Here is a 24,264-nt window from a genome sequence, read left to right on the forward strand (position 1 = left end):
GACCGGCGCCATGCGCGCCCAACACCGCCCGTCCTCTTCGGCCTCTCCTCTTTTCCTTTCTCCTCTGTTCCTCTTCTCTCCGGATCTATGACGCCCGCCCCACTCCCCCCCGGCCTCGACTGGGACGCCGCCGCCCGCCACGCCGTGGTCATCGTCGGCACCGGCCCGGCCGGGCTGACGGCCGCCCTCTACGCCGCGCGCGCCAACCTCGCGCCGCTCGTCGTGCAGGGCCCCGAGCCCGGCGGCCAGCTCACGACCACGACCGACGTCGAGAACTTCCCCGGCTACCCGGACGGCGTGATGGGCCCGGACATGATGGAGGACCTCCAGAAGCAGGCGACGCGCTTCGGCGCCGAGCTCCAGTGGGGGACGGTCACCCACGTCGACCTGTCGGAGACCCCGCACAAGCTCGTCGTCGACGAGACGACGCCTCTCCTGGCGGACGCGGTCATCGTGTCGACCGGCGCGAGCGCCAAGTACCTCGGGCTCGACAACGAGAAGCGCCTGCTCGGGCGCGGCGTCTCGGCGTGCGCCACGTGCGACGGTGCGTTCTTCCGCGGCGAGGAGATCGCGATCGTCGGCGGCGGCGACACGGCCATGGAGGAGGCCCTCTTCCTGACGCGCTTCGCCAGCACCGTCCACCTGATCCATCGCCGCGACAGCCTGCGCGCCAGCCAGATCATGCAGGACCGCGTGCTGAGCAATCCCAAGGTCCGCGTCCACTGGAACACGGTCGTGACGGACGTCACGGGCGAGAACGCCGTCGAGGCGCTTGCGCTGGAGGACACCGTCACCGGCGAGGCGCGCGAGCTGCCCGTGACGGGCTTTTTCGTGGCCATCGGCCACAAGCCCAACACGGACCTCTTCCAGGGCTGGCTCGACATGGACGACGCCGGCTACGTCCAGACGCACCCCGACTCGACGTACACCGACGTGCCGGGCGTCTTCGTCAGCGGCGACGCCCAGGACCACGTCTACCGCCAGGCCGTGACGGCCGCTGGCACGGGCTGCATGGCGGCCATCGACGCCGAGCGCTGGCTCGCCGAGCGCGACGTGATCGACGGGCCGCGCACGGAGACCGAGTACCACGCGGCCCCGGCCGAGTCGTCGGACACCGGCGAGACGGTCGAGGCGTAGTCCGTTAGCCGTCGCGCGTGGGGGCTCAGGCCTCCGCGCCGGGAGCCGGGCCGGGCGGTGTCGCCGGGTCGGCGAGCCGTTGGAGGCCGCGCACGCGGAGCAGCCCGGCGAGGTAGACGAGCGCCGCCGCCCCGAGAGCGAACACGACCACGATCCCGACCGTCCACACCGTGTGGGCCGGACCCTCAGGGATCTTGATGTCGCCCGCGCCATAACTCATCATGCTGTCGGCGACCGCACGGGCCGACTCGGCCATCATCAAGACCCCCCCGCTCCGGCAGGTCGGCGAGTTGTCCATCCCGCAGTCGAGGTAGGGGTGTTGAAGCCCCCCGTCGGCGATGGCGGGGACGAACAGCGGGGTGGCGGAGCCGTCCACGGTGACCTCGGCAATGACGGTGCCGTGCACGACGAAGCACGCCAGGACCAGCCCGACGCCGAGCACCCCCGACACGGCGAGGTGCCGTCGGACCCGCTCCGGCGCCCACCCCTCGATGGCGACCCGGCTCACAAACACGACGCCCATCGTGGCCGCCGTCACGATGGCGATGACCGCGAGGAGTAGATCCTGCATTCGTTCGGGGAGCGTCAGCCCACCGGCGAGGAACGCGAGCCCGGGCACGCCGACGGCGACGTCGCCAGCGGCGCCGACGGCTTTGTCGTAGGCCTCACGGGGCGTCATCGCACCGGGCGTCGTGGACCTGCGCGGCGAGGTCGATAGGCTGGGCGTCGAGGCCGACGTGGTGAGACAGCGTCGACAGCCGCTCGTCGTCCCGGCCCACGACGAGGACCTTCCGTTTGGAGTGCCACAGCCGGGCCCCGCCCTGATTGTCCGCCAGCAGCGTCTCCGCGTCCGAGGGCGGCGCGCACACGGCGTCCGGGTGGTGCTGGACGTGGCGGAAGGCCAAGACGAACACCTCCGCGCCCGGCCACGCGCGGATGTCGAGCGGCACCAGGGCCACGCCGTACTCCAGCGCCCCCTCGTAGAGGGACCCGATGGCGGCCTCGTCCGGCGCCACGTGCGCGGCGTCCGGGTCGGCGACCAGCCAGAGCTGGCGGCGGTCCACGCCGAGGGCCTCGAACTCGCGCGTCAACGCGCGGAACCGGGCCAGGGCGAGTCGCTCGTCCCCGTCGGCGCCCGTCCCGACCCAGACGGTCACCCTGAGGGCCGGGTTGGCGGCGAGCGTCAGGGCCTGGTCCTCAAGGGTGTACGTCGAGAGGTCCGACAGCGTGGAGCGATCCCTCTCGAACGAGACCGGCCGCTGGAGCGCCTGCGTGGCCTCCGCGACGGCCTGGGTGTCGACGTAGCGCTCGACGAGTTGGGAGTTGCTGCTCTGGGCGGTCGCGCCGGCCGCCACGAGGGCGATCGCGAGGACGCACAGCACGACGGGACAACGGGCGCGCATGAGAAGGCAGGCGAAACCGGACTCGGATCCTCTAGATAGGGCGTGGGCGCTGCCCATCCAAGCCACCGGCACCTGGCTCGGGGCCGCCAGGGCGCTACCTCGGCAGCTCCAACCCGTCCGCGAGGGCGACGAAGCGGTCGTGGAGGTCGGCGCGCATCGCGCGGAGCGCCGCCAGCCGGTCGGCGTGGCGCCAGCGCGCGACGCGGACGCGGACGGCCCGCCACGCGCCGATCGCGACCTCGCCGTAGACGAGCGCCGCCGCGCCACCGACGGCCGCCAGCACGGCCCCAACCACGCCCGCCGCGACCGGCACCAGCCCAGGCGCGACGGCGTCGAGCCCGGCCACTCTGAGCGCGACCAGCGTCCCGAAGACGACCCACGCAACGGGGAAGAACACGACGCCGCCGAAGATCTTGACGGTCGCCGCCTCGGACCCCGCCTTGGCGACGAGTGCCGTCAGCCCCTTGAGCGCCCAGTACGGCGGCAGGTTGACGGCGTAGCCGATGACGAGGAGCGGCGGCAGCAGCAGCAGCACGGCGATGGCCTGGAGCACGGCGCCGGCCACGAGCACGACCGACCCCAGGCGCGGCGGCCGGTCGAGGTCGGCGTCGGCGAGGTCGAGCAGCTCCATCTGACGGTGGTACCCCCGCGTGTCGCGGCGGAGCGCCTCGATGTCGGCCGGGTGCGTCTGGGTGCGGACGTGGTAGCCGTGCCAGATCTGGGCGTAGCCCGAGGCCCGGAGCGCCATCGAGTCGCGGGGGCGCTCGCCGCGCCGGGCGGCGGCCTCGGCGGCGATCAGCGCCCGCGCGCGGTGCATCAGCGCGTGGAGCGCCCAGCTCTCGGTCGGGCGGACGGCCTCGACCAGGGCCGCCTCGATCCGGGCCGTCAGCGTGTCGGCGTCGCCCTCGATGGGGAGGGGCGGGTGGAAGGTGACGAGCGCGCGCGTGCGGAACGTGCCCTTGGCCTCGTAGTGGAGGCCGACCGGGACGACGACCGGCGCGCGCGCGTCGGGCGGCGTCTGCTCGGCGGCCTGGAGCGCCAGCCGGGCGGCGCCGGCGCGGATGGGCGCGAGCCCGGGCTCGTCGTGGCTGGTGCCCTCGGGGAAGAGCGCCGCGAACGACCCGCCCGCGACGGCGTCGGCGAGCGCCCCCAGGCTCGCGCGGTTCGCCGCGCGCCGCGCCTCCGGGGAGAGCGCCTCTTGGTCGACCGAGCGGTAGATCGGGACGGTCCCCAGCGCCCGCATGATGGGCCCGACGACCGGCCATCGGAGCAGCCCCTCGCGCGCGCCGAACACGACGCGGCGGGGGAAGGCGGCCAGGATCAGCGCCGGGTCGATGAGCCCGTTCGGGTGCCACGCGACGAGCACGCCGCCCCGGTCCGTCGGCACGTGCTCGGCGCCCTCCACGTCCACGCGGCGGAAGAAGGCGCGGATGGGGGCGCGGACGAGCCCGCGCAGGGCGCGGTAGCGGAGCGGAGGCGGCACGGACGGGGCGGGGGGCAGTGGGAAGGATAGTCTGGAGACAGGCTCGCGCCAGCGGCCGGCTCGTCGGTGCTGCGGAGCGCCGGTTGCCGTCGCCCCTGCGCAGGGCGACGGGGTTGGGGAGGAGCGCGGGCATCCTATTCCCGACGACTCATCCGTACAGAATCGCGGCCCGAGTATCTTCGTGCCCGTGGGAGCGGCGGTCGGCCGGCCCGCACCAGCGCCATGCGGATCGCCCTCCTGTTCCTCGCCCTGGCCGCGTCGGCGAGCGCCCAGCGCCCGAACGTGGTGCTGGTCTACGTCGACGACCTCGACCTCCAGTCGATGGAGCGGCTTGGCGGCCTCGCCGAGGTCACGCGCGGAGCCGGGCTGGACTTCCGAAACGGCTACATCCCGAACTCGATCTGCGGCCCCTCGCGCGGGGCCCTGCTGTCCGGGACGAACACCCACACCAACGGCTTCCTGTTCAACGGCAAGTCGTACTACCTCGACTGGCGCGAGGCCGGCTGGGAGGACCGCAGCTTCCCGGTCCGGCTGCGTGAGGCGGGCTACTACACCGCCCACATCGGCAAGCCGACGAACGGGTGGCCCGGCCGCGACGACTTCTACGCGCCGCCCGGCTGGGACCGGTTCTCGGCCGTCGTCGGCGACTCGACGCTGTACACCGACTTCGAGACGTTCGAGGACATCGAGGGGCAGGAGGTGATGACGTCGTACGTCGGCACGGGCGTCTATCGGACCGACCTCGAGGCCGACCTCGCCGTCGCGTCCGTCCGCCGGGCCGTCGAGCGCGACCAGCCGTTCTTCCTGTACCTCTCGCTCTACGGGCCCCACGCCGAGTCCATCGAGGACCCCCCCGTCGCCGTCGCGGCGCCGCGGCACCGCGGCGCCTTCGACGGCGCCTTTATCCCACGCGACCCTGACTTCAACGAGAACGACGTCTCCGACAAGCACGACCTCATCCGCGGGCGCTCCCGGATCAGCGACGCGGGCTTCCTCGACGCCTTCTACCGGAGCCGGCTGGAGGCCATGCTGTCCGTCGAGGACGCCATCCGCGAGCTCCGGGCCGAGCTCGTCGCCCTCGGTGTCGACGACGAGACGTACGTCTTCTTCGTCTCCGACAACGGCATCATGCTCGGCCACCACCGGGTGCGGTTCTCGAAGGGCTTCCCCTACGAGCGGAGCGCGCACGTCCCGTTCTACGTGTCCGGCCCCGGCATCGCGCCCGGCGCGGTCTCGGACGCGCTCGTCTCCGTCGTCGACGTTGCGCCGACCGTGCTCGACCTGGCGGGCGCCCCGATCCCGGGTCACTACGAGGGCCGGAGCCTGGCGCCGCTGCTGCGCGGCGAGGCGGTCCCGTGGCGCCAGACGCTGCTCCTCGAGGGCTGGCGCCCCGACGCGGCCCCGTACTACCGCGCGCTGGTGACGGCGGGCGGGGTGAAGTACGCCGACTTCCCGGTCTCCGGCGAGTCGGAGATCTACGACCTCCGGTTCGACCCGTACGAGGTCGAGAGCCGCGTCGACCTCGTCGGCGCCGACGCCCGGGCTCGGTTGCGGGCCCGCCTCGACAGCTTGGCGAGCTGCACCGGCGCGGCCTGCGCCGCCGTCGACGCCCGCGCCGCGCCGCGCGTGGACGCGCTGGCGGGCCGCGTCTCGGGCGACGCCGTGCCCGGCGGCTCGCTCTCGATCGGCTGGGACGCCATCGGCGTCGAGGGCGACCTGGAGCTGGCGCTACTGGTCGACGGGGCGCGCCAGGTGATCGGTCGGGCGCCGGTCGTGGCGGGCGAGGCCGAGGTCGTCGTCCCCCCGGCGCTTGCGGGCGACACCGTCCGGGTCGAGCTGCGGGCCGCCGAGGGGCCCGCCGTCTGGACCGGGGCCGCGTTGGCGATCGCCGCGACGCCCGTCGAGGCCAGTTTCCGCGCCTTCCCCAACCCGACGACCGGCCGCCTGCGGCTGTCGCTCGACGTGGAGCGGCGCCAGCGCGTCCGCATCGACGTGTTCGACGCGCTCGGCCGCCGGCTCGTCCGCCTCTACAACGAGCAGGTCCAAGCCAACGACCGCGTCCGGCTCGACGTCGACCTGCGCACCCTCCCGGCCGGCGCCTACGTCGTCCGCGCCTGGGGCCGGCTCTTCGCCTTCGACCGGGTCATCTCCATCGTCGACTAGCGACGCGCCCTACAGCAGCCCGATCTGGCGGGCGGCGTCGGCGAGCGCGCGGCGCTGGGCCTCGGAGAGCTGGCGGGGGACGGTCACCTGGACCTCCACGAACAGGTCGCCCCGACGCGTGGCCGTCTCGACACCCTGGCCCCGCAGGCGGAGCCGCTCGCCGGGCTGCGTGCCCGGCGGGATCTGGACCTTCACCGTCTGCCCGTAGGCGTTCGTGATGGACCGCGTGGTGCCCAGGATGGCCTCGATCGCCGACACCGCCTCGACGACGTGCAGGTTGTCGCCCTCGCGTCGGAACCGGCCGGCGGGGTCGACGCGGAACGTCACGTAAAGGTCGCCGCGCCCGCCCTGCCCGGCCTTGCCCCGGCCCTTGACCCGGACCTTGAGGCCGGACCGGACGCCCTTGGGGACCGTCAGCCGGACCGACTCGCCGCCCGCCAGCCGGACCTCCGTCTTGCCGCCCCGCAGCGCCTGGTCGAAGGTCAGCTTGACTCGGGCCTCGACGTCGGCCCCGACGCCGGTCGCCGGGGGGGCGTCGCCGAAGAAGAGCGACACGAGCGGGTCGTAGCGGTCGCCGAAGGGGGCGCCGTGCGTGTGGTCCTGGAAGTCGCCCAGGCCGGTCCAGCCCAGGCGGGCCTCGTCGTAGGCTTCGCGCTGGCGGGCGTCCGACAGCGTCTCGTAGGCCCGCTGGAGCGTCTTGAACCGCTCCTCCGCCTCGGGGTCGCCGGGGTGGTGGTCGGGGTGGGAGCCCCGCGCGCGCGCGCGGAAGGCCCGCTTGATCGCCTCCGTAGAGGCGGTCTCGGGGACCCCGAGCAGTTCGTAGTAGTCGGTAACTTCGGCCATGGTGAGCGGCCCACGGTGTCGGCGCGGGATATAGAGACTCGCGACACGTGGTCAGGGATTCCCCCTGCTCATAGACCGTGCCATCCCCCCATCCCCGACTCGATGACACGTCCGATCCGCAAGCTGCTCGTCGCCAACCGGGGCGAGATCGCCGTCCGCGTGATGCGGACCTGCCGCGACCTCGGGGTCGCCACGGTCGCCGTCCACTCCGCCGCCGACGCCGACGCGCTGCACGTCCGGCTGGCCGACGAGGCCGTCGCCATCGGCCCCGCGTCGTCGTCGGAGTCGTACCTCGTGGGGGCGAAGGTGCTAGCGGCCGCCCAGGCCACGGGCGCCGACGCGATCCACCCCGGCTACGGGTTTCTGTCGGAGAACGCCGAGTTCGCGGCGGCCGTCGTCGAGGCGGGGCTGATCTGGGTCGGCCCGCCGCCCGCCGCGATCCACTCGATGGGCGACAAAACCGAGGCCCGCAAGCTGATGGCCGAGGCCGGCGTCCCGATGGCCCCGGGCACGCCCGACGCCATCGCCGACCCCGCCGAGGCCGAGCGCGTGGCGGGCGGCATCGGGTACCCGGTGTTGGTGAAGGCGGCGGCCGGCGGCGGCGGCAAGGGGATGCGCGTGGTCGAGCGCGCGGCCGACTTCGCGGGCGCCTTCGAGCGGGCCCGCAGCGAGGCCCAGAGCGCCTTCGGCGACGGCCGCGTCTACATCGAAAAGTACCTCGTCGGGCCCCGACACATCGAAATCCAGGTGCTCGCGGACGCCCACGGGGCGGTCGTCCACCTGTTCGAGCGCGAGTGCTCGATCCAGCGGCGGCACCAGAAGGTGATCGAGGAGGCGCCGTCGGCCGTGCTCACTCCCGAGACGCGCGCGGCGATGGGCGAGGCCGCCGTGCAGGCCGCCCGGGCGTGCGACTATGTGGGCGCGGGGACGGTCGAGTTCCTGCTCGATGCCGACGGCGCGTTCTACTTCCTGGAGATGAACACGCGCCTGCAGGTCGAGCACCCGGTGACCGAGCTCATCACGGGCATCGACCTCGTCGCCGAGCAGCTCCGGATCGCCGAGGGCGAGCCGCTCGGCTACGGGCAGGACGACCTCCAGATCTGGGGCCACGCCGTCGAGTGCCGGGTTTACGCCGAGGACGTGCCGGCGGGCTTCCTCCCGGCGCCCGGCCCGCTCCTGCGGCACCGCCCGCCGTCCGGCCCGGGCGTCCGCGTCGACGCGGGCGTCGAGGAGGGCGACGAGGTGCCGGTCCACTACGACCCCATGGTGGCCAAGCTGTGCACCTGGGGGCGCACCCGCGACGAGGCCATCCGGCGCATGGACCGGGCGCTCGGTGAATATGACGTGGCGGGCATCCGGACGACGATCCCGTTCTGCCGGTTCGTCATGACGCACCCTGCCTTTACGTCGGGACACTTTGACACGGGCTTTGTCGGCGACCACTTCGACCCCGCCGATCTGGCGCCGCCGGCCGACGCCGAGCGGCTGGCGCTGGTGGCCGCCGGGCTCGCCCGGCTCGACGCCGCGCCGGCCGCCGGGAACGGGGCCGCCCCGCCGGCGGTCGATGGGAGTCGGTGGGCCCGACGCCGGCACCTCGCTGGCTGAGCCTCCCACGCCCCACGTCCTCATGTCTCTGACTACGACCCAGCTCGCCGACGTCCGCACCCGGTTCCTGAGCTTCCTCAAGGAGCGGGGCCAGCGGCGCACGCCCGAGCGGCTCGCCGTGCTCGACGCGCTCTACGCCACGCCCGACCACATCGACGCCGACACGCTCTTCGCCCGGCTCCAGGCCGACGGCGTGAGCGTGAGCCGGGCGACGGTCTACAACACGCTCGACCTGCTCATCGAGTGCGACCTGGCTGTCCGGCACCAGTTCGGCAAGCAGCAGGCCAAGTTCGAGCGGGCCTACGCGTACTGGCAGCACGACCACCTGATCTGCCTCGACTGCGGTGAGATCCTGGAGTTCTGCGACCCGCGCCTCCAGGAGATCCAGGAGACCGTCGCCGACATCTACGGCTTCGAGGTCGCCCGGCACGCGCTGACGGTCTACGGCCACTGCCGCCGCGAGGCGTGCCCGAACCAGACGGCCGAGCAGGCCGCGTAAGCCCGTCAGGCCCGGCGCCGAGGCGGGGCGCGGTCCCAAGGCTGTCCATTGGCGAGGGGCCTCGGAACAGGCTCGGGGGACCTCTGCGGGATGCTCGGGCTTCCCCGGCCTTCCGACGTGGCCTCGGCGGTCGGTAGGGGCGACCCGGCGGGTCGCCCCTACGTCTCGCGTACGGAGCGAAGCATGCTGGCCGGCGGCGTTACCCTACGCCCCCCGCCCCCCGCCCCCCGCCCGCCACCCGCCCATGACCGTCACCGTCGTCGACGCCTTTGCCGACCGCCCGTTCGCGGGCAATCCCGCCGCCGTCGTGGTCCTCGACGCCCCCGCGCCCGCTGCCTGGATGCGGAACCTCGCGGCCGAGATGAACCTGTCCGAGACGGCCTTCCTGACGCCCGGCACCGACGGCGCGTACGGCCTGCGGTGGCTGACGCCCGAGGTCGAGGTCGACCTGTGCGGGCACGCGACACTCGCGAGCGCGCACGTCCTGTTCGAGTCGGGCCGGCTGGCGGCCGACGCCGAGGCGCAGTTCGACACCAAGAGCGGGCGGCTGACGGTCCGCCCGGCGGGCGAGGGGCAGTACGTGATGGACTTTCCCGCGACGCCGCCCCAGGCGGGCCCGCTCGACGGGATTGCGGACGCGCTCGGCGCGGCGCCCGTCTGGACCGGCCGCACGCCGTTCGACGCCTTCGTCGTGCTCGACGCCGAGGCGACGGTCCGCGAGCTGGCGCCCGACATCGACGCGATGCGGGCGCTCGGCGTCCGGGGCGTGATCGTGACGGCGCACGCCGACGAGGGGGCGGCGCACGACGTGGTCTCGCGCTTTTTCGCACCCGGCTCGGGCATCGCCGAGGACCCGGTCACGGGCTCGGCGCACTGCGCCATCGGGCCGTACTGGGCGGACCAGCTCGGGACCGACACCCTGACCTGCTATCAGGCCTCAAGGCGCGGCGGGGCCGTCGGCGTCCGCGTCGCGGGCGACCGGGTCGAGCTGACCGGCCGCGCCCTCACCATCTACCGCGCCGAGCTGGCGCCTGCCGCCGAGCCCCATGCCTAGGACGACCCTGATGACGCCCGCGCGCGTCCACCGGACCGTGACGCGCCTGGCCTACGAGGTGATCGAGCGGAACCGGGGGGCCGAGGGGCTGCTCGTGTTCGGGCTCAAGACGCGCGGGGCGGCGCTGGCGGGCCGGCTCGCGGACGCGCTCGAAGAGGCCTCGGGCGAGACCGTCGAGCGCCACGCGCTCAGCATCGCCGGCTTCCGCGACGACCGCGACGGGACGGTCGCCCCGCCCGGCCCGGACGTGCCGGATGCCGAGGGCCGCGACGTGCTGCTCGTCGACGACGTCCTCTTCACCGGCCGCACCGCGCGCGCCGCGCTCGACGCCGTCCTCCAGTACGGCCGCCCCCGCACGATCCGGCTGGCGGTGCTCGTCGACCGCGGCCACCGCGAGGTGCCCGTCCACCCCGACTTCGTGGGCCGCGTGGTGCCGACCAAGCACGCCGAGCGCGTCGTGGTCGACCCGGACGTGCCGGCGGTGTATCTGGAAGAGTGAGGGATGAGGGATGGAGAGATGGGCAGAGAGCCGCATGCCCCATCCCGCCTGCCTTATCCCTCTGAGCCTATCCGCGGCACGCCGAAGTGGGTGTCGAGGACGATCCCGCAGCGCTCCAGGAACGGCGTCGGGGGCTCGCCGCCGATGAGCACGAACACGTCGTCGGCGGGGACGACGACCTCGCCGCCGGGCGTGTCGAGTCGGGCGGTGTCGGCGCCGATGGCCTCGACGGTCGACGCCCACAGCGGCGTGATGGCGCCGCGCTCGACGGCTTGCGCCAGCCGGGAGACGTTGGCGGCCTTGGCGCGCGTGATGGCGGGCTTGCGGTACGACAGCCGCACCTCGGCGCCCTCCTCGGCGAGGGCGACCGCCGCCTCGACCGCCGAGTCGCCGCCGCCGACGACCAGGCACGACCGCCCGGCGTACGCCTCCGGCTCCATCAGTGCGTAGACGACGTGGCCCTGCCCGTCGCCGGGGACGCCGAGCGTGCGGGGCGTGCCGCGCCGGCCGATCGCCAGCACCACGCGCCGCGCCTCGACCGGCTCCCCGCCCTCGCCCTCGATGCGAAACCCGCCGTCGACGCGGGTGATGTTCGTGACGCGCATCCCGAGGCGGGTCTGGTCCTCGACCCCCGCCGCGTCGGCAACCTCGGCCCACAGCTCGACGAGCGACTCCTTGGAGATCTCCGTCGCGTCGAGGCGCCCGTAGCCGGGGATCTCGAAGGGCTGGGTCATCACCAGCTTGCGGCGGGGGTACTGGCGGACCGTCCCGCCCAAGTCGGTCGCCCGTTCGAGCACGACGTACGGCACATCCGCGGCGCCGAGCGTCGCCGCCGCGCTCAGGCCCGCCGGGCCGGCCCCGACGACGGCCACCTCCCGCATCTCGGACGCCGGTCCCTGCGCGCGGATGGCCTTCACGATGCCCTCGGCGCACTGCCGCCCCTGCTCGACGGCATTCCGCACGAGCCCCATCCCGCCCAACTCGCCGACGATGTACAGGCCGTCGACGTTCGTCATGTAGTCGCCCCGGACGCGGGGCAGCTCGACGCCGCGCGTGGCGGTCCCGAACACGAGCGAGATCGCGTCCGTCGGGCAGGCCCGCTCGCACCGCCCGTGGCCGACGCACCGCGCGGGCGCGATCACCTGGGCTTGCGCGCCGACGAGCGCGAGCACGTCGCCCTCGGGGCAGACGGCCGTGCACGCGCCGCAGCCCAGGCACCGCTCGGGGTCGATGACGGGGTGGAGGCTGGCGGGCTGGTGGAGGCCGGCGCGCTCGGCCTTGGCGGCCGCCGCTCGCGCGGCCCGCTCGCGCCGCCGCCGCGCGACGACGAACGGCCCGACGATGCCGCCGACGAGCGCCAGCCCGATGAGCCAGATGAGAACAGGGTCGGGCACGGGAGCGGGAAGGAGGCGAGCGGCCCCGGGGATGTCAAGAACCGCGCCTAGAGCCGCACCCAGAGCGCCGAGTACAGCCGCGCCGACCCCAGCCCGTCGCCGTCGGAGAGCCCGCCGCGGACGGAAAGCGCGATCCGGGGCGTCAGAGGGGCGTACGCGCTGGCGTCCACGCCGTGCGTGGTGAGCGTGCGGTCGGCGGCGGGAAACTGCGACAGACGGTAGCCAAGCGTGAGGCGGACCGGGCCGGGTGCGCACGACAGCCCACCCGACGCAAACCATGCGCGCCCCCCGTCGCGCGCCCACGCCGTCGCGCTGGCGTCGACGCCGACCGGGATCGAGCCCAGGCGGGACAGTCGAAATCCGCCGCTGAGGGCTCGGCTCCAGTCGCCTCCCGAGGAGGCGCGCAGCGACACGTCGCCCCGGACCACGGCGGGGCCAAAGGCAACCGAGGCCCCGCCGCCGACGGCGCGGCTGGGCTGGAACCGGGCGATGAGCAGCGCGCCGTCGACGACGGACGGGCGGTACCGGCGGGCGTAGCCGCGCAGCGTCAGCCGGCGCGAGACGACGGCCGAGGCGCGGGCGCTGGCGCGCGCCCAGTCCCACGCGCCGCCGGGCCGGGCGTCCGCGAGCAGGTCGGCCGACGCACGAAGGCGGACGCCGTCGCGGGCGCCGCCATCCGCGCTGAGGGCGGCGCCCGCGAACGGGAGCGCGTCGCCGTCGATGATAGCCCCGCCTGAGGCCGATGCGCGGAGGCGGGCCGTGCCCAGGCGTCGAGCCGTAAAGGCGTACGCGAGCCCGCCGGGCCGCTCGCCATCGGGGAGCCCGGCCACGCGCGACGCCCGCCAGCCGGCGACCACGCCGGCGCCCAGCGAGTCGGTCCCGACGTGGACGTCGGCGCCATCCCAGGCGCCGGTGAACCGCTCGCGGCGGGGCACGAACCGCCCGAGCCGGACGTGCGCCCCGGCGATGCGCCCTTCGAGGTCGAGCGCGTAGACGCGCGTCTCCGTCCCGCCGTCGACGATCGAGCCGTCCTGCATCCGGGCCAAGCCCCGCCCATTGACGCGCCCGCGCCAGCCGCCGGGCAGCCCCGTCACGTCCGCGCGGACGCTCACGAAGGGCGTCGTGAACTGGCGCGTCGTCTCGCGGTCGCCGAACGTCGTCGTGCTCGCGAGCGCGTCGGCGCCGAGCTGGACCCGGCCGGAGACGCGCACGGGCGACCGGGTCGGCGCCGGGCGCTCGGCGGGCGTGTCCAGAATCGACGGGCGCTCGGCAACCGGCGTGGGCGCCGGGGCGACCGGCTCCGGCGGCGCGCGCGCGGGAAGTTCGAGCTCCACCGTCTCGCCCCGCGTCAGCGCGAACGGCTCCGCGATGTGGGCCACGAGGGACGACGCGCTCGCGGCCGAGACGACGCGCATGGGGCCCAGAAGCCGGGCGCCGCGCCAGACGCGGACGGTGTCGCCGGTCGCCAGCCCGTCGTCGCGGCCGACGTCGAGGTAGGCGTCGGCGCCAGCGATCTGGGTGACCGTCGCGGCCACCCGGTCCGGGACCTGGGCGCTGGCGACCGTCGCGAGCAATAGGAATGCAACGCCCCTCACCGCAACCGGCGCTCGAACCGCTGCCCGAAGTCCTCCTCGCCGTCGGGGTGGCACGAGTAGCAGGCCGTGCTCTCGTAGACGTAGCCGCCCACGCGGTCGTGCTTGTCGTCCATCTCGGCGCGGTTGTGCTCGTGGCAGGTGACGCACGAGAAGACGCGGAAGTCGGACGGCTCGATGTGGCACGTCTGGCAGGTGGCCCACTCGCCCTCGTGCCGGCCGGAGTAGATCGGGAAGGCGTCGTGGTCGAACGTCGCGCCCTGCCACCGGTCCGTCGTGTGGCATTCGAGGCACGTCGTCGGGAAGCCGGTGTGCGGCGGCTCGGCGTTTGCCGCGTCGTCGGCGTGGCAGCTCACGCAGTCGGTATCGGAGGCGGGCGTCCACGGGGGCGAGCCGTCCGCTTCGGAGTGGCACGCGGCGCAGTCGAGCGCGAGGTGCGCGCCGACGAGGTCGAAGCCGCCGGAGACGCTGGGGTGGTCGACCGACGTGCTCGGCCAGGTGTCGGTGCCGTGGCAGGTCGTGCAGGTTTGCGGGAACGTGTCGTGCGGGAGCGCGGCGCCGTCGGCGTCGCTGGCGTGGCAGCTCACACAGTCGGCATCGCTGGCGGGATCCCACGGCACCTCGCCGTCCGGGCCGGCGTGGCAGGCGTCGCAGTCGAGCGTGAGGTGCGTGCCGACGAGCGCGAAGCCGCCCGACAGCTCGGGGTGGTCGACCGTCGCGCCCATCCACGTGTCCGTCCCGTGGCAGGCGGTGCAGGTCTCGGGGAACGGGTCGTGGGTCGGCGTCGCGCCCGCAGCGTCTTGGGCGTGGCAGCTCACGCAGTCGGCGTTGGAGTCGGGGCTCCACAGGAGCTCGCCGTCGGGGCCCGAGTGACAGGTGCCGCAGTCGAGCGCGAGGTGGGCGCCGACTAGCGCGAAGCCACCGGAGAGCGCGGGGTGATCGACGACGGCGCCGGGCCAAGCGTCGGGGCCGTGGCACGTGGCGCAGGTCTCCGGGAAGTAGCTGTGGTCCGGCGCGGCGGGCACGTCGTCGGTGTGGCAGCTGGCGCAGTCCTGGTCCGAGTCGGGCGTCCACGGGAGCTCGCCGTCCGGCCCGGAGTGGCACGTCTCGCACGCCAGCGAGAGATGGGCGCCCAGGAGCGCGAACCCGTCGGAGAGGACGACGTGGTCGCCAGTCGCGCCCTCCCAGGCGTCTGGCGTGTGGCACGTCGTGCAGGTGTCCGGGAAGGTGTCGTGCGGCGGCTGGGCGCCGGCGGCATCCGCAGCGTGGCAGCTCACGCAGTCCTGGTCGGTGTCCGGGTCCCACGGGACCTCGCCGTCGGGTCCGCTGTGGCACGTCGCGCAGGCCAACGTGAGGTGCGCGCCGACGAGTTCGAACCCGTCCGCCTCGCTGGCGTGGTCGAACGTCGCGCCCGCCCACGTGTCGACGCCGTGGCAGGATGCGCACTCGCTCGGCAGCCCGCCCGCGACGTGGTCGACGAAGCCGCCGGCCGTCGAAGCGTAGTCGGCGGCGTGGCAGGCGACGCAGTCGCCCTGGCCGGCGGGCGTCCATGGGACCTCGAAGTCGGGACCGGAGTGGCAGGCGTTGCACTCGGCTGCCAGGTGGGCGCCGAGCAGCTCGAACCCGTCCGCCAGCGCCGGGTGATCGACCGTCGCGCCCTCCCAGTCATCCGGCGTGTGGCAGGTCGTACAGGTGGTCGGGAAGTCGTCGTGGTTTGGATCTGCGTCATCCGCGTCCTCCGCGTGGCAGCTCACGCAGTCGGCATCGCTGGCGGGCGTCCACGGGACCTCGAAGCCGGGCTCGCTGTGGCACGTTGCGCAGTCGAGCGCGGCGTGCGCGCCGGCGAGATTGAAGCCACCCGAGAGCGTCGGGTGGTCGACGGTCGCGCCGGTCCACGTGTCGAGGCCGTGGCAGGCGGTGCAGGTCTCGGGAAAGTCGTCGTGGTCCGGGTCCGCGTCGTCGGCGTCCGCAGCGTGGCACCCCACGCAGTCGGCGTCGCTCGCGGGCGACCAGGGGAGCGCGAAGTCAGGCTCCGAGTGGCAGGTCGCGCAGTCGAGGGCGGTGTGGGCGCCGAGCAACGAAAAGCCGCCGGAGAGCGCGGGGTGGTCGATCGACGCGCCCGGCCATCCGGTCGTCGCGTGGCAGGTCCCGCACGTCTCGGGGAAGGACTGGTGGTCGGGCGTCGCAGCGTCGGCGTCGGCAGCGTGGCAGGTCACGCAGTCGTCTTGCGAGGCCGGGTCCCAGATCGGGGCGAGGTCGGCCGCGTGGCAGGCCGAGCAGTCGAGGTCGAGGTGGGCGCCGACGAGGCCGAAGCCGCCCGACAACACGACGTGGTCGCCCGAGGCGCCATCCCACCGCTCGACGGTGTGGCACGTGGTGCAGGTCTCGGGGAAGGCCGCGTGGTCGACCCGGGCGGCGTCGGCGTCTTGGGCGTGGCAACTCACGCAGTCGTCGGGCCCGGCGGCGTCGAAGCGGCTCGCGAAGCCGGGCGTCGTGTGGCAGGCCGCGCAGTCGACGGTGATGTGGGCGCCGACGAGCGAAAACCCGCCCGAGGCGACGCTGTGTTCGAACGGGCCGCCGCTCCACGCCGTCGTGTGGTGGCACGCCGCGCAGTCGTCGGGGAAGGCGTTCGCGAGGTGGGGCACCGGCCCGGACTCGGTCGCCGCGCGGTCATCGACGTGGCAGGCGACGCACTCGGTGGGGAGGGGCGTGAAGGCGGCCGCCTGAGCGCCATCCGCGTGGCACGTCTCGCAGCTCACCCCGAGGTGCGCGCCGGTCAGCGGGAAGGCCGTGCTGGCGTGGACCTCGACGCCCGCGACGAGCGCCCAGTCGGTCGGCTCGTGGCAGCTCTGGCAGGTCTCGCCGAGCGCGCCCGCGTGGACGTCGAGGTGGCAGGTGCCGCAGTCGGTGCCGGCGTTCTCGAGGCCGGTAAACTGGAGCCCGAGGTGGCACCCGGCGCATGTCGCCCGGGCATGGCTGGCTTCGAGCGGCTGGCCCGTGTCGCGCGCGTGGTCGAAGGCGGGGTCGGGGCGGAGCGGGCGCCAGCCGTCGGCGGTGTGGCACGTCTCGCACGTGAGGTCGATGTCGCCGTGCGGGCTCGCGCTCGTCGCCAGCGAGGCGGGGTGGGCCGAGAGCGGGCGCTCCGTCTGCGCGGTCGCTGTGCCTCCCGCGACCGCCAGCAGGAGGGCGGCGGCAATCCATCGGAGACGGGCAGCGGACGGCCTCATATCAAGAGCCGTGGCACGCGGCGCAGTCGGTCGGCAGCGGTCGGAAGCGGACGAAGGCCGTCCCGTCGGGCGCGCGCTCGGTGACGTGACAACTCGAACAGGGTACGTCGGCGTGGGCGCCCGTCAAAGGGAACGCCGTGTCGCGGTGGTCGAACGCGGCGATCGTAAAGGCGGCGGTGTCGTGGCAGCTCGCGCACGTCCGGCCGGCGAACTGGCCCGCGTGAGGCGTCGCGTGGCACGTCGCGCAGGTCGAGTCGAGGCCCCGGAAGGCTTGGCGGACGCGGCCGTCGGGCAGGGGCTCTGGGGTGTGGCAGCTCGCGCAGACGGCGACCGCGTGCGCGCCGTCGAGGACAAACCCGGTGGCCGCGTGGTCGAAGGCGGCGAGGTCCCAGTCGCCCGTCGCGTGGCAGTCGCCGCACGCGGTGATGCCGGCGTCGTCGGCGAACGTGCCGCCGTGCGGGTTGCGGTCGGCGTGGCAGGCTTGGCAAGCCGGGGTGAGATCAAAGTCGGGCGGGCCGTCGTCGGCGGACGTGTGGCAGGCCGCGCACGGGACGGCGAGATGCGCCCCGGTGAGCGCGAACGTGGTCTCGGCGTGGCGAGCGGCGTCGAAGGCGGCGGGGGTGAAGGCGTCTTGCGAATGGCACCCCGCGCAGTCGGCCCCGCCGGGCGCGTCGGCGAAGGCGGCGTCGTGGGCGTCGAGGTGGCACGAGAGGCACGTCTCGTGCGCGACCGCCGGGAAGGTGGCGCCGGTGTCGAACAGCGTCACCGCAACTCCTGGCGTCGACCCGGCGGTGTGGCAACTGGCGCAGTCCGCCTCGGCGTGGGCGCCGACGAGCGCGAACCCGGTGGCGTCGTGGTCGAAGCGGGCGGCGTCGAACGAGTCCGCGAGGCGGGCCCAGTCGGCGGTCGCGTGACACGTCTGGCAGTCGGTGCCGAGCGTGCCGTCGTGGGCGTCGTCGTGGCAGCTGGCGCAGGCGGTGGGGAGGTCGGCGAACTGCTTGCCCGGCCCGTCGCCGGTGTGGCAGCTTGCGCAGTCGGCCGAGCGGTGGGCGCCGGTGAGCGGGAAGTCGGTGCGCTCGTGGCGGAAGAGGGGGGCGGAGGCCCACGCCGCCGGGCCGTGGCAGGCGCCGCACGACCGACCGGCAAACTGGCCCGCGTGCGGATCGTCGTCGTCGTGGCAGCTGGCGCACGCGGCGGCGGTCCCCGTCCACTGCGCGCGCGGTCCGCTCCCGTGGCAGCTCGCGCACGCGATGCGGACGTGGGCGCCCGCGAGCGCGAAGTCGGTCCGCGCGTGGTCGAAGTTGGGTGTGCCGCGCCAGCTGCTCGGCCCGTGGCAGGTCGAGCACTGCTGCGTGCCGAACTGGCGCCCGTGCGGGCTGTCGCTGGCGTGGCAGCCGGTACAGGTGTCGGCGATCGCGAACCGCGCCGCGCCGCGCCCTTGGGCGCCGTGGCAGCTCGTGCAGCTTGCGCGGACGTGCGCGCCTGCCAGCCGGAAGCCGGTGTCGGCGTGGTCGAAGCCGGAGACGCGGTTCCAGTCGGTGGCCGAGTGGCACGTGCCGCAGTCCAACGAGATCGCAGCCGTGTGTGGGTCCTCTCGTCGGTGGCAGCTGGCGCAGTCATCGGGGAGCCCGAGGTACGTGTCCGCGAGCCGCCCAGCGGCCTGCTTGCGACTGCGCACGTCGGGGTCGGTGATCTGGGCGGGCGTGTGGCACGAGCGACACTCAGCGCGGCGGTGCTGGCCCACAAGCCGGAAGCCGGTGAGGTCGTGGCGGAAGCGGCGCTCCTCGAACGCGGCGATGTCGGCGCCCTCGCCCCGGTGGTCGGCGTGGCAGTTCGCGCACGACCGCGAGATCCGGGCGTGCAGCCCCTCGTTGCGGCGGAGCCGGTCGCGGATCGGCGTGTGGCACGAGAGGCACTTGGCCGGGTCGATGCCGCGCTGGCCGAGCGTGTGGCACTGCGTGCAGTTGCGGATTCCCTCCACCTCGGCGTGGACGCGCGCTAGCGCGCCGGGTGAGATCAGTTGCGCTTGGGCCGCGCCGACCGCCATCGCCAGCAGAACGAGCACGGGGAGGACCCGGCGCACACTACTGCCCGGCTAGCTCGGTCACCAGCGACCGCACGCGCGTCGGGTCGGCGGCGCCGCCCCCCACGACGCGGGTCTGGATGCCGTCCGCGCCGACCGTCGGGTGATCGGGAGGGAGCGGCGGGTGGCCCGCAGGCAGCGTCGCGCCAGCGGAGAGCGGGGGCGCCGTCGCCGACCCGGCTGGTGCGGCGGGCGGAGTCGGCGGCGCGTTCGCCAGCGCCGCCAGCCGGACGAGCGAGCCCTGCGCCTGCGCCGCCAGCGGCCCGTCGCCCGCGGCGACCGATGCCCAGGCGGCCTCGGCCTCGGCCCGTCGCCCCGCGTTCGCGTGCGCGGCGCCCAGGTTGTACTGCGCCTCGCCGTCGTCGGGGAAGCGCGCCAGCATCCGGCGGCTGGCGCCGGCGACAGCGTCCCAGTCCTCGGCGGCGCCATAGGCGTTGGCGAGGTCGAGCCACGGCTGGCGCTGCTCGGGCGCGAGCGCGACGGCCCGCTCCAGGGCCTCGGCGGCCTCGGCGCCCCGGTGCGCGCCGGCGGCCATCCGGGCGTATTCGAGCTGCGCGTCGAGGTCGTCAGGCGCGGCGTCGGCATCCGCACGGAGCTGCATGAGGCGCGCGTGGATGCCCGGGTCCACATTGCTCGCGGACGGCGCGGCGGCCGAGACGGTGGCCGTGGGTTCGGGAGGCGGTGGGCTCGCGCCAGGCGCCAGCGCCACGTACGCGATCAAGAGGACCACGGCCAGTGCGAGACCGACGACGGCGAGGCGAGCGTTCATGACGGGAGGGGTCCGATGCCGTCCGCCCAACCTACGATGCAGGGCTTGTAACCCCGGTCCCCACTTCCCCTTACGTCCAGGCGTACCCGAACGCGATGGCGACGGCGATGTGGACGAGCAGCACGAGCGCCATCACGATCGCCAGCGGGAGGTGGACGGCGTGCCAGTACCGGAACAGCCGCCCGAAGGGCTGGAGCACGGCGGCGCCCAGCGCCAGCCGCCGTGAGCGACGCGCCAGCGCCAGCGCCTCGGCCCGCTCGGTCGCGGCCACGCCCGCCGCCGCGAGCATCCGCCGGAGATCCCGGACCGCCCGGCGGCTGGCCCGGTCGTAGCGGAATGCGCCGATGAGCGCGGAGCCCATCCCCGCCGGGACGTCTGGCGCCGCGTCCACGGCCACCTCGGCGCCGTACCGTTCGGCGAGCTCGGCGTGGAGCGCGGCCCGCTCGCGCTCGATCTCGTCGCGCTCCAGAAACCGCCCGGTCACCGCCTTCGGGATATGGACGTAGACGTACCGTCCCAGCACTCCGCTGGCGACGACGGTCACCATGCTCCAGAACGCGATCGACACCAGCCCCCCGACCTTGAACGAGGTGTGCAAGAGGACGAGAAACGGGCCGAGCGTGCAGCACCAGATGTGGAACGAGAGCCAGTCGCGCAGCCGCCCCACGCCCTGCAGCCGGGTCCACCGCTTGCGCACGATGTAGACGGCGACCCCGAACGCCAGCAGGCCCGTCCCGATCACGCCCAATCGGTTGCCGACCAAGCCGGTCGGCCGGAAGAGGTCGTAGCCGGGGTGATCCGGCCGGGCGTCCAGGGGCGTCAGGTAGTACTCGAGCCCCCACGCCAGCAGGGGCACGGCGACGGCGACCCACGACACGCCGAGCGCGATGTGGAAGCCGCGCCGCCAGCGTGAGCCGGTCGGGACCGAAGGGGGGAGTGTGGCCGTCGTCACGGGGCAAAGATGGCCGCGCCCCCCTTTCGGAGCAAGGCCGCCGCGAGTCGGATGCGCGAGCCCCTTATAGAAGAGGTCTGGTGCCTCTGTGCCGCGCTGTCCTACCCGTCGTTCCCGGTGTAGATGCGGATCTCCTGGCCGGGGTTGAGCATGCCGCCCGGCCGCGGCTCCTGCCGACGGACGCGGCCGCTGTCGGCGCGGGGCGAGTCCACCCACAGCTCCGCGTCGCGGATCGCGGCGCGCGCCTCCGGCACGTCCATCCCCACCACGTCCGGCACCGTCACCTCGCGCCGGGTGTCGACGCCCGGGCTGATCCACAGCGTCACGCGCGTCCCGACAGGTACGCGGCTCTCCGCCTCAGGCAACTGCCGGGTCACCGTGTTCTCGTACGGCGTCCGCACCGAGTCCGTCTCGACCCGTTCGACCACGAGCCCTCGGTCGCCGATGTCCTCGCGCGCCTTCCCCTCTGACAGCGACACGACCGACGGCACGACCGCCAGCTGCTTGGGGCTCTCGTTGACGTAGTAGTAGATGCGCCGGCCGGGCTTCACCGTCGTCCCGGCAGCCGGACTCTGGTCCACCACTACGTCGGCCGCGACGTTCGGGTTGAACGGCTGGACCTGCTCCTCCCAATCGAGACCCGCCAACAGGAGTGTACTCTGCGCGTCGTCCGGCGCCAGCTCGCGGACGTCGGGCACGGTGACGGCCGCGTCGTGTCGGGTCCAGATCGGCATCACGGCCAAGTTGAACAGGAGAGCGAAAGCCACGAGCCCAGCGACGATCGCGCCGAGGCCGAGCCAGAAGGCACGGTCGGTCAGCGTCGCGCGGAGGCCCTTCGAATCGGAGCGTGCCATGCGGTACAGGGGGTTAGCCCACGCGGCGATCGCGCGGGCCCAAAGATAGCCGGAGGGCGACCCTGTTCAGCCTCACACCCGCCTCACGTCGTCTCCTTCGCGTGTGCATGGACACCCCCCGACCGGACCGGTATCATGGCATCCGCAGCAGGGACGGCGTCGTCCGCGACTCGCCCCGCTGCTCTGTTCTATACCGGATGACGGACCGCGATCGACCGCCGATGCGCACCGCAACGAAGGGTTTGTGAACCCGACCGCGCGGCTTGCCAAGGCCCCGTTCGCACCCGTACCATGGGCTCCCCTCGAAACGGGGGCTGGGGCTTCGCACTCGCCGACTCGTTCGGCGCTCGACTCAACCGAGAAGAGAAAACGAAGCGCTTGACGCCCGGCTGCGGAGTCCGTAGTTTGGCAGGACGCCCCGGAGGCAAGGCTGGTTCGCCAGCGCCGCCTCCATCGGCACCGTTCCTTGAGAGATTGGAAGCATAGCGAGCCCTCGTCGGCCGCTCGATCACTGGCTCCGCCAGCGGTCAGCGGACAGACGAGACAAGTCAAAACCGGATCTCTTCGGAGATCCAAACACAAGCTCAACAGCAGGCGATGTCTGAGAGGATATCGCAACTCGGACTTTCGGTTCGGTCTTCGGACCGGTCGAAAGGCCACTCGATCCCTGAATTGGTCTTCGGACCAGGCAGGAGATCAGATTCTTCTACTACGGAGAGTTTGATCCTGGCTCAGGACGAACGCTGGCGGCGGGCTTAACACATGCAAGTCGAACGAGAAAGGGGCCTTCGGGCCCTGAGTAAAGTGGCGCACGGGTGAGTAACGCGTAGGCAATCTGCCCTCAGGCGGGGAATAACCACGGGAAACCGTGGCTAATACCACATAACGTCGGATGTCCGCATGGACGACCGATCAAAGGCTTCGGCCACCTGGGGATGAGCCTGCGTCGGATTAGCTAGTTGGTGGGGTAACGGCCCACCAAGGCCACGATCCGTAGCGGGTCTGAGAGGATGATCCGCCACACTGGCACTGAGACACGGGCCAGACTCCTACGGGAGGCAGCAGTGAGGAATATTGCGCAATGGAGGAAACTCTGACGCAGCCACGCCGCGTGCAGGAAGACACCCCTCAGGGGCGTAAACTGCTTTTATACGGGAAGAACACCTCCTTCTGGGAGGCCTGACGGTACCGTACGAATAAGGACCGGCTAACTCCGTGCCAGCAGCCGCGGTAATACGGAGGGTCCAAGCGTTGTCCGGAATCACTGGGTGTAAAGGGTGCGCAGGCGGGCGTGTAAGTCAGGGGTGAAAGCCACCGGCCCAACCGGTGAACTGCCCTTGATACTGCACGTCTTGAGTCCCGGAGAGGCTATCGGAATTCGTGGTGTAGCGGTGAAATGCGTAAATATCACGAGGAACACCTAATGCGTAGGCAGATAGCTGGACGGGTACTGACGCTCAGGCACGAAAGCGTGGGGAGCGAACAGGATTAGATACCCTGGTAGTCCACGCCGTAAACGATGGATGCTCGATGTTGCACCGCTTCAGGTGCAGTGTCCAAGCTAACGCGTTAAGCATCCCACCTGGGGAGTACGATCGCAAGGTTGAAACTCAAAGGAATTGACGGGGGCCCGCACAAGCGGTGGAGCATGTGGATTAATTCGATGCAACGCGAAGAACCTTACCCAGGCTCGAACGCTACCGGACAGGCCCTGAAAGGGGCCCTTCTTCGGACTGGTAGCGAGGTGCTGCATGGCTGTCGTCAGTTCGTGTCGTGAGATGTTGGGTTAAGTCCCGCAACGAACGCAACCCCTATCGCTAGTTACCAGCGGGTAATGCCGGGGACTCTAGCGAGACTGCCTGCGCAAGCAGTGAGGAAGGTGGGGACGACGTCAAGTCATCATGGCCCTTACGCCTGGGGCTTCACACGTGCTACAATGGCCGGTACAATGGGCAGCCACTCCGCGAGGAGGAGCGAATCCACAAAGCCGGTCTCAGTTCGGATCGGAGTCTGCAACTCGACTCCGTGAAGCTGGAATCGCTAGTAATCGCGTATCAGCAATGACGCGGTGAATACGTTCCCGGGCCTTGTACACACCGCCCGTCAAGCCATGGAAGTTGAGGGCGCCCGAAGTCCGTGACCCAACCTTAGGGAGGGAGCGGCCGAAGGTGAACTCAGTGACTGGGGCTAAGTCGTAACAAGGTAGCCGTACCGGAAGGTGCGGCTGGATTACCTCTCATAGAGCTCGACAGCTCCTCTATCCGCAGCCTCGCGCTGGCGGTCGACATGGGCTCGCTATGCTTCTCTCTCTCAATCCGGTGCCACAGGGCATTCGGCGGCGTTTCACAGTGACGGCTCTTGGGCCTCGCTATGTTCGTCTCCCGGACGGTTCGCCGTCCACGAGGCCTCGGCCTCTGTTCTTTTAGACCGTTGTTGGTCCGCTCCCACCGGAGCGACCGTCCAGCCCACGCCGATGGTGTGACGCGGGACTGTAGCTCAGGTGGTTAGAGCGCACGCCTGATAAGCGTGAGGTCGGAGGTTCAACTCCTCCCAGTCCCACCGCTGGTTTGCTTTCGAGCTTCCAGTCACGCTTATCGGGGCCATAGCTCAGTTGGTAGAGCGCCTGCTTTGCAAGCAGGATGTCGGGGGTTCGATTCCCTCTGGCTCCACTCCCTGACGCCCGACTCCCTCAATGGGGTCATGACCT

Annotated in this window: 17 protein-coding genes, 2 tRNA genes and 1 rRNA gene; 9 read left to right on the forward strand and 11 right to left on the reverse strand. The window is 72.7% G+C overall.

From position 1 onward, the window contains the following. Positions 1 to 87 precede the first annotated feature (87 nt). Positions 88 to 1,137 (forward strand): thioredoxin-disulfide reductase, encoded by a 1,050-nt coding sequence (trxB, locus tag ACLIRP_RS16650; RefSeq protein ID WP_412061597.1) that lies wholly within the window; start codon positions 88 to 90, stop codon positions 1,135 to 1,137. Between the two features lie 25 nt (positions 1,138 to 1,162). Here trxB and ACLIRP_RS16655 read toward each other — a convergent pair whose 3' ends face one another. The 3 genes from ACLIRP_RS16655 to ACLIRP_RS16665 form a co-directional block, all read right to left on the reverse strand. Then, the gene (locus ACLIRP_RS16655) at positions 1,163 to 1,816 is read right to left on the reverse strand and encodes a hypothetical protein (RefSeq protein ID WP_412061598.1); all 654 of its coding nucleotides are present in this window, start codon (positions 1,814 to 1,816) and stop codon (positions 1,163 to 1,165) included. Then, positions 1,803 to 2,540, reverse strand: coding sequence for a hypothetical protein (locus ACLIRP_RS16660; protein ID WP_412061599.1), 738 nt, complete (start codon positions 2,538 to 2,540; stop codon positions 1,803 to 1,805). The genes ACLIRP_RS16655 and ACLIRP_RS16660 overlap by 14 nt, the downstream gene beginning before the upstream one ends. Before the next feature lie 94 nt (positions 2,541 to 2,634). Beyond that, complete coding sequence (locus ACLIRP_RS16665; protein WP_412061600.1) at positions 2,635 to 4,023, reverse strand: 1-acyl-sn-glycerol-3-phosphate acyltransferase; 1,389 nt, start codon at positions 4,021 to 4,023, stop codon at positions 2,635 to 2,637. Positions 4,024 to 4,245: 222 nt separating this feature from the next. Here ACLIRP_RS16665 and ACLIRP_RS16670 point away from each other — a divergent pair, with 222 nt between their 5' ends. After that, the gene (locus ACLIRP_RS16670) at positions 4,246 to 6,186 is read left to right on the forward strand and encodes a sulfatase-like hydrolase/transferase (protein ID WP_412061601.1); all 1,941 of its coding nucleotides are present in this window, start codon (positions 4,246 to 4,248) and stop codon (positions 6,184 to 6,186) included. 9 nt (positions 6,187 to 6,195) lie between these two features. On the opposite strand, the gene ACLIRP_RS16675 is transcribed toward ACLIRP_RS16670, so the two are convergent. After that, on the reverse strand, positions 6,196 to 7,029 hold the full coding sequence (locus tag ACLIRP_RS16675; protein ID WP_412061602.1) for a DnaJ C-terminal domain-containing protein: 834 nt from the start codon (positions 7,027 to 7,029) through the stop codon (positions 6,196 to 6,198). Between the two features lie 102 nt (positions 7,030 to 7,131). On the opposite strand from ACLIRP_RS16675, the gene accC reads away from it, so the two are divergent. The 4 genes from accC (at position 7,132) to pyrR (ending at position 10,686) form a co-directional block, all read left to right on the forward strand. Further along, on the forward strand, positions 7,132 to 8,634 hold the full coding sequence (gene accC, locus ACLIRP_RS16680; RefSeq protein ID WP_412061603.1) for an acetyl-CoA carboxylase biotin carboxylase subunit: 1,503 nt from the start codon (positions 7,132 to 7,134) through the stop codon (positions 8,632 to 8,634). 22 nt (positions 8,635 to 8,656) lie between these two features. After that, on the forward strand, positions 8,657 to 9,133 hold the full coding sequence (locus tag ACLIRP_RS16685) for a Fur family transcriptional regulator (protein WP_412061604.1): 477 nt from the start codon (positions 8,657 to 8,659) through the stop codon (positions 9,131 to 9,133). A gap of 244 nt (positions 9,134 to 9,377) precedes the next feature. Continuing rightward, on the forward strand, positions 9,378 to 10,187 hold the full coding sequence (locus ACLIRP_RS16690) for a PhzF family phenazine biosynthesis protein (protein ID WP_412061605.1): 810 nt from the start codon (positions 9,378 to 9,380) through the stop codon (positions 10,185 to 10,187). Further along, positions 10,180 to 10,686, forward strand: coding sequence for a bifunctional pyr operon transcriptional regulator/uracil phosphoribosyltransferase PyrR (gene pyrR / locus ACLIRP_RS16695; protein WP_412061606.1), 507 nt, complete (start codon positions 10,180 to 10,182; stop codon positions 10,684 to 10,686). The genes ACLIRP_RS16690 and pyrR overlap by 8 nt, the downstream gene beginning before the upstream one ends. A gap of 53 nt (positions 10,687 to 10,739) precedes the next feature. On the opposite strand, the gene ACLIRP_RS16700 is transcribed toward pyrR, so the two are convergent. The 7 genes from ACLIRP_RS16700 to ACLIRP_RS16730 all read right to left on the reverse strand — a co-directional run bounded on the left by ACLIRP_RS16700 (position 10,740) and on the right by ACLIRP_RS16730 (position 21,557). Beyond that, entirely contained in the window at positions 10,740 to 12,080 is a 1,341-nt protein-coding gene (locus tag ACLIRP_RS16700) for an NAD(P)-binding domain-containing protein (protein ID WP_412061607.1), read from the reverse strand. A gap of 47 nt (positions 12,081 to 12,127) precedes the next feature. Beyond that, positions 12,128 to 13,654 carry a hypothetical protein gene (locus ACLIRP_RS16705; protein ID WP_412061608.1) on the reverse strand — a complete coding sequence of 509 codons (1,527 nt, stop codon included), beginning with the start codon at positions 13,652 to 13,654 and terminating at the stop codon, positions 12,128 to 12,130. 17 nt (positions 13,655 to 13,671) lie between these two features. After that, entirely contained in the window at positions 13,672 to 16,899 is a 3,228-nt protein-coding gene (locus ACLIRP_RS16710; RefSeq protein WP_412061609.1) for a hypothetical protein, read from the reverse strand. Position 16,900: 1 nt separating this feature from the next. Continuing rightward, the gene (locus ACLIRP_RS16715) at positions 16,901 to 18,982 is read right to left on the reverse strand and encodes a cytochrome c3 family protein (RefSeq protein ID WP_412061610.1); all 2,082 of its coding nucleotides are present in this window, start codon (positions 18,980 to 18,982) and stop codon (positions 16,901 to 16,903) included. 1 nt (position 18,983) lies between these two features. Further along, entirely contained in the window at positions 18,984 to 19,751 is a 768-nt protein-coding gene (locus tag ACLIRP_RS16720) for a hypothetical protein (RefSeq protein WP_412061611.1), read from the reverse strand. Between the two features lie 70 nt (positions 19,752 to 19,821). Continuing rightward, complete coding sequence (locus ACLIRP_RS16725; protein ID WP_412061612.1) at positions 19,822 to 20,703, reverse strand: hypothetical protein; 882 nt, start codon at positions 20,701 to 20,703, stop codon at positions 19,822 to 19,824. Positions 20,704 to 20,804: 101 nt separating this feature from the next. Further along, complete coding sequence (locus ACLIRP_RS16730) at positions 20,805 to 21,557, reverse strand: PASTA domain-containing protein (RefSeq protein WP_412061613.1); 753 nt, start codon at positions 21,555 to 21,557, stop codon at positions 20,805 to 20,807. 708 nt (positions 21,558 to 22,265) lie between these two features. Between ACLIRP_RS16730 and ACLIRP_RS16735 the strand changes: the two genes are divergently transcribed. From ACLIRP_RS16735 to ACLIRP_RS16745, 3 genes are all read left to right on the forward strand, one after another. Continuing rightward, positions 22,266 to 23,797: ribosomal RNA gene (locus ACLIRP_RS16735) — 16S ribosomal RNA — on the forward strand. Positions 23,798 to 24,042: 245 nt separating this feature from the next. Further along, positions 24,043 to 24,116: transfer RNA gene (locus tag ACLIRP_RS16740), tRNA-Ile, on the forward strand. A gap of 37 nt (positions 24,117 to 24,153) precedes the next feature. Next, positions 24,154 to 24,226: transfer RNA gene (locus tag ACLIRP_RS16745), tRNA-Ala, on the forward strand. Positions 24,227 to 24,264: the final 38 nt, after the last annotated feature.

It is taken from the genome of Rubrivirga halophila (genome assembly GCF_046845755.1).
Lineage (GTDB): Bacteria > Bacteroidota > Rhodothermia > Rhodothermales > Rubricoccaceae > Rubrivirga.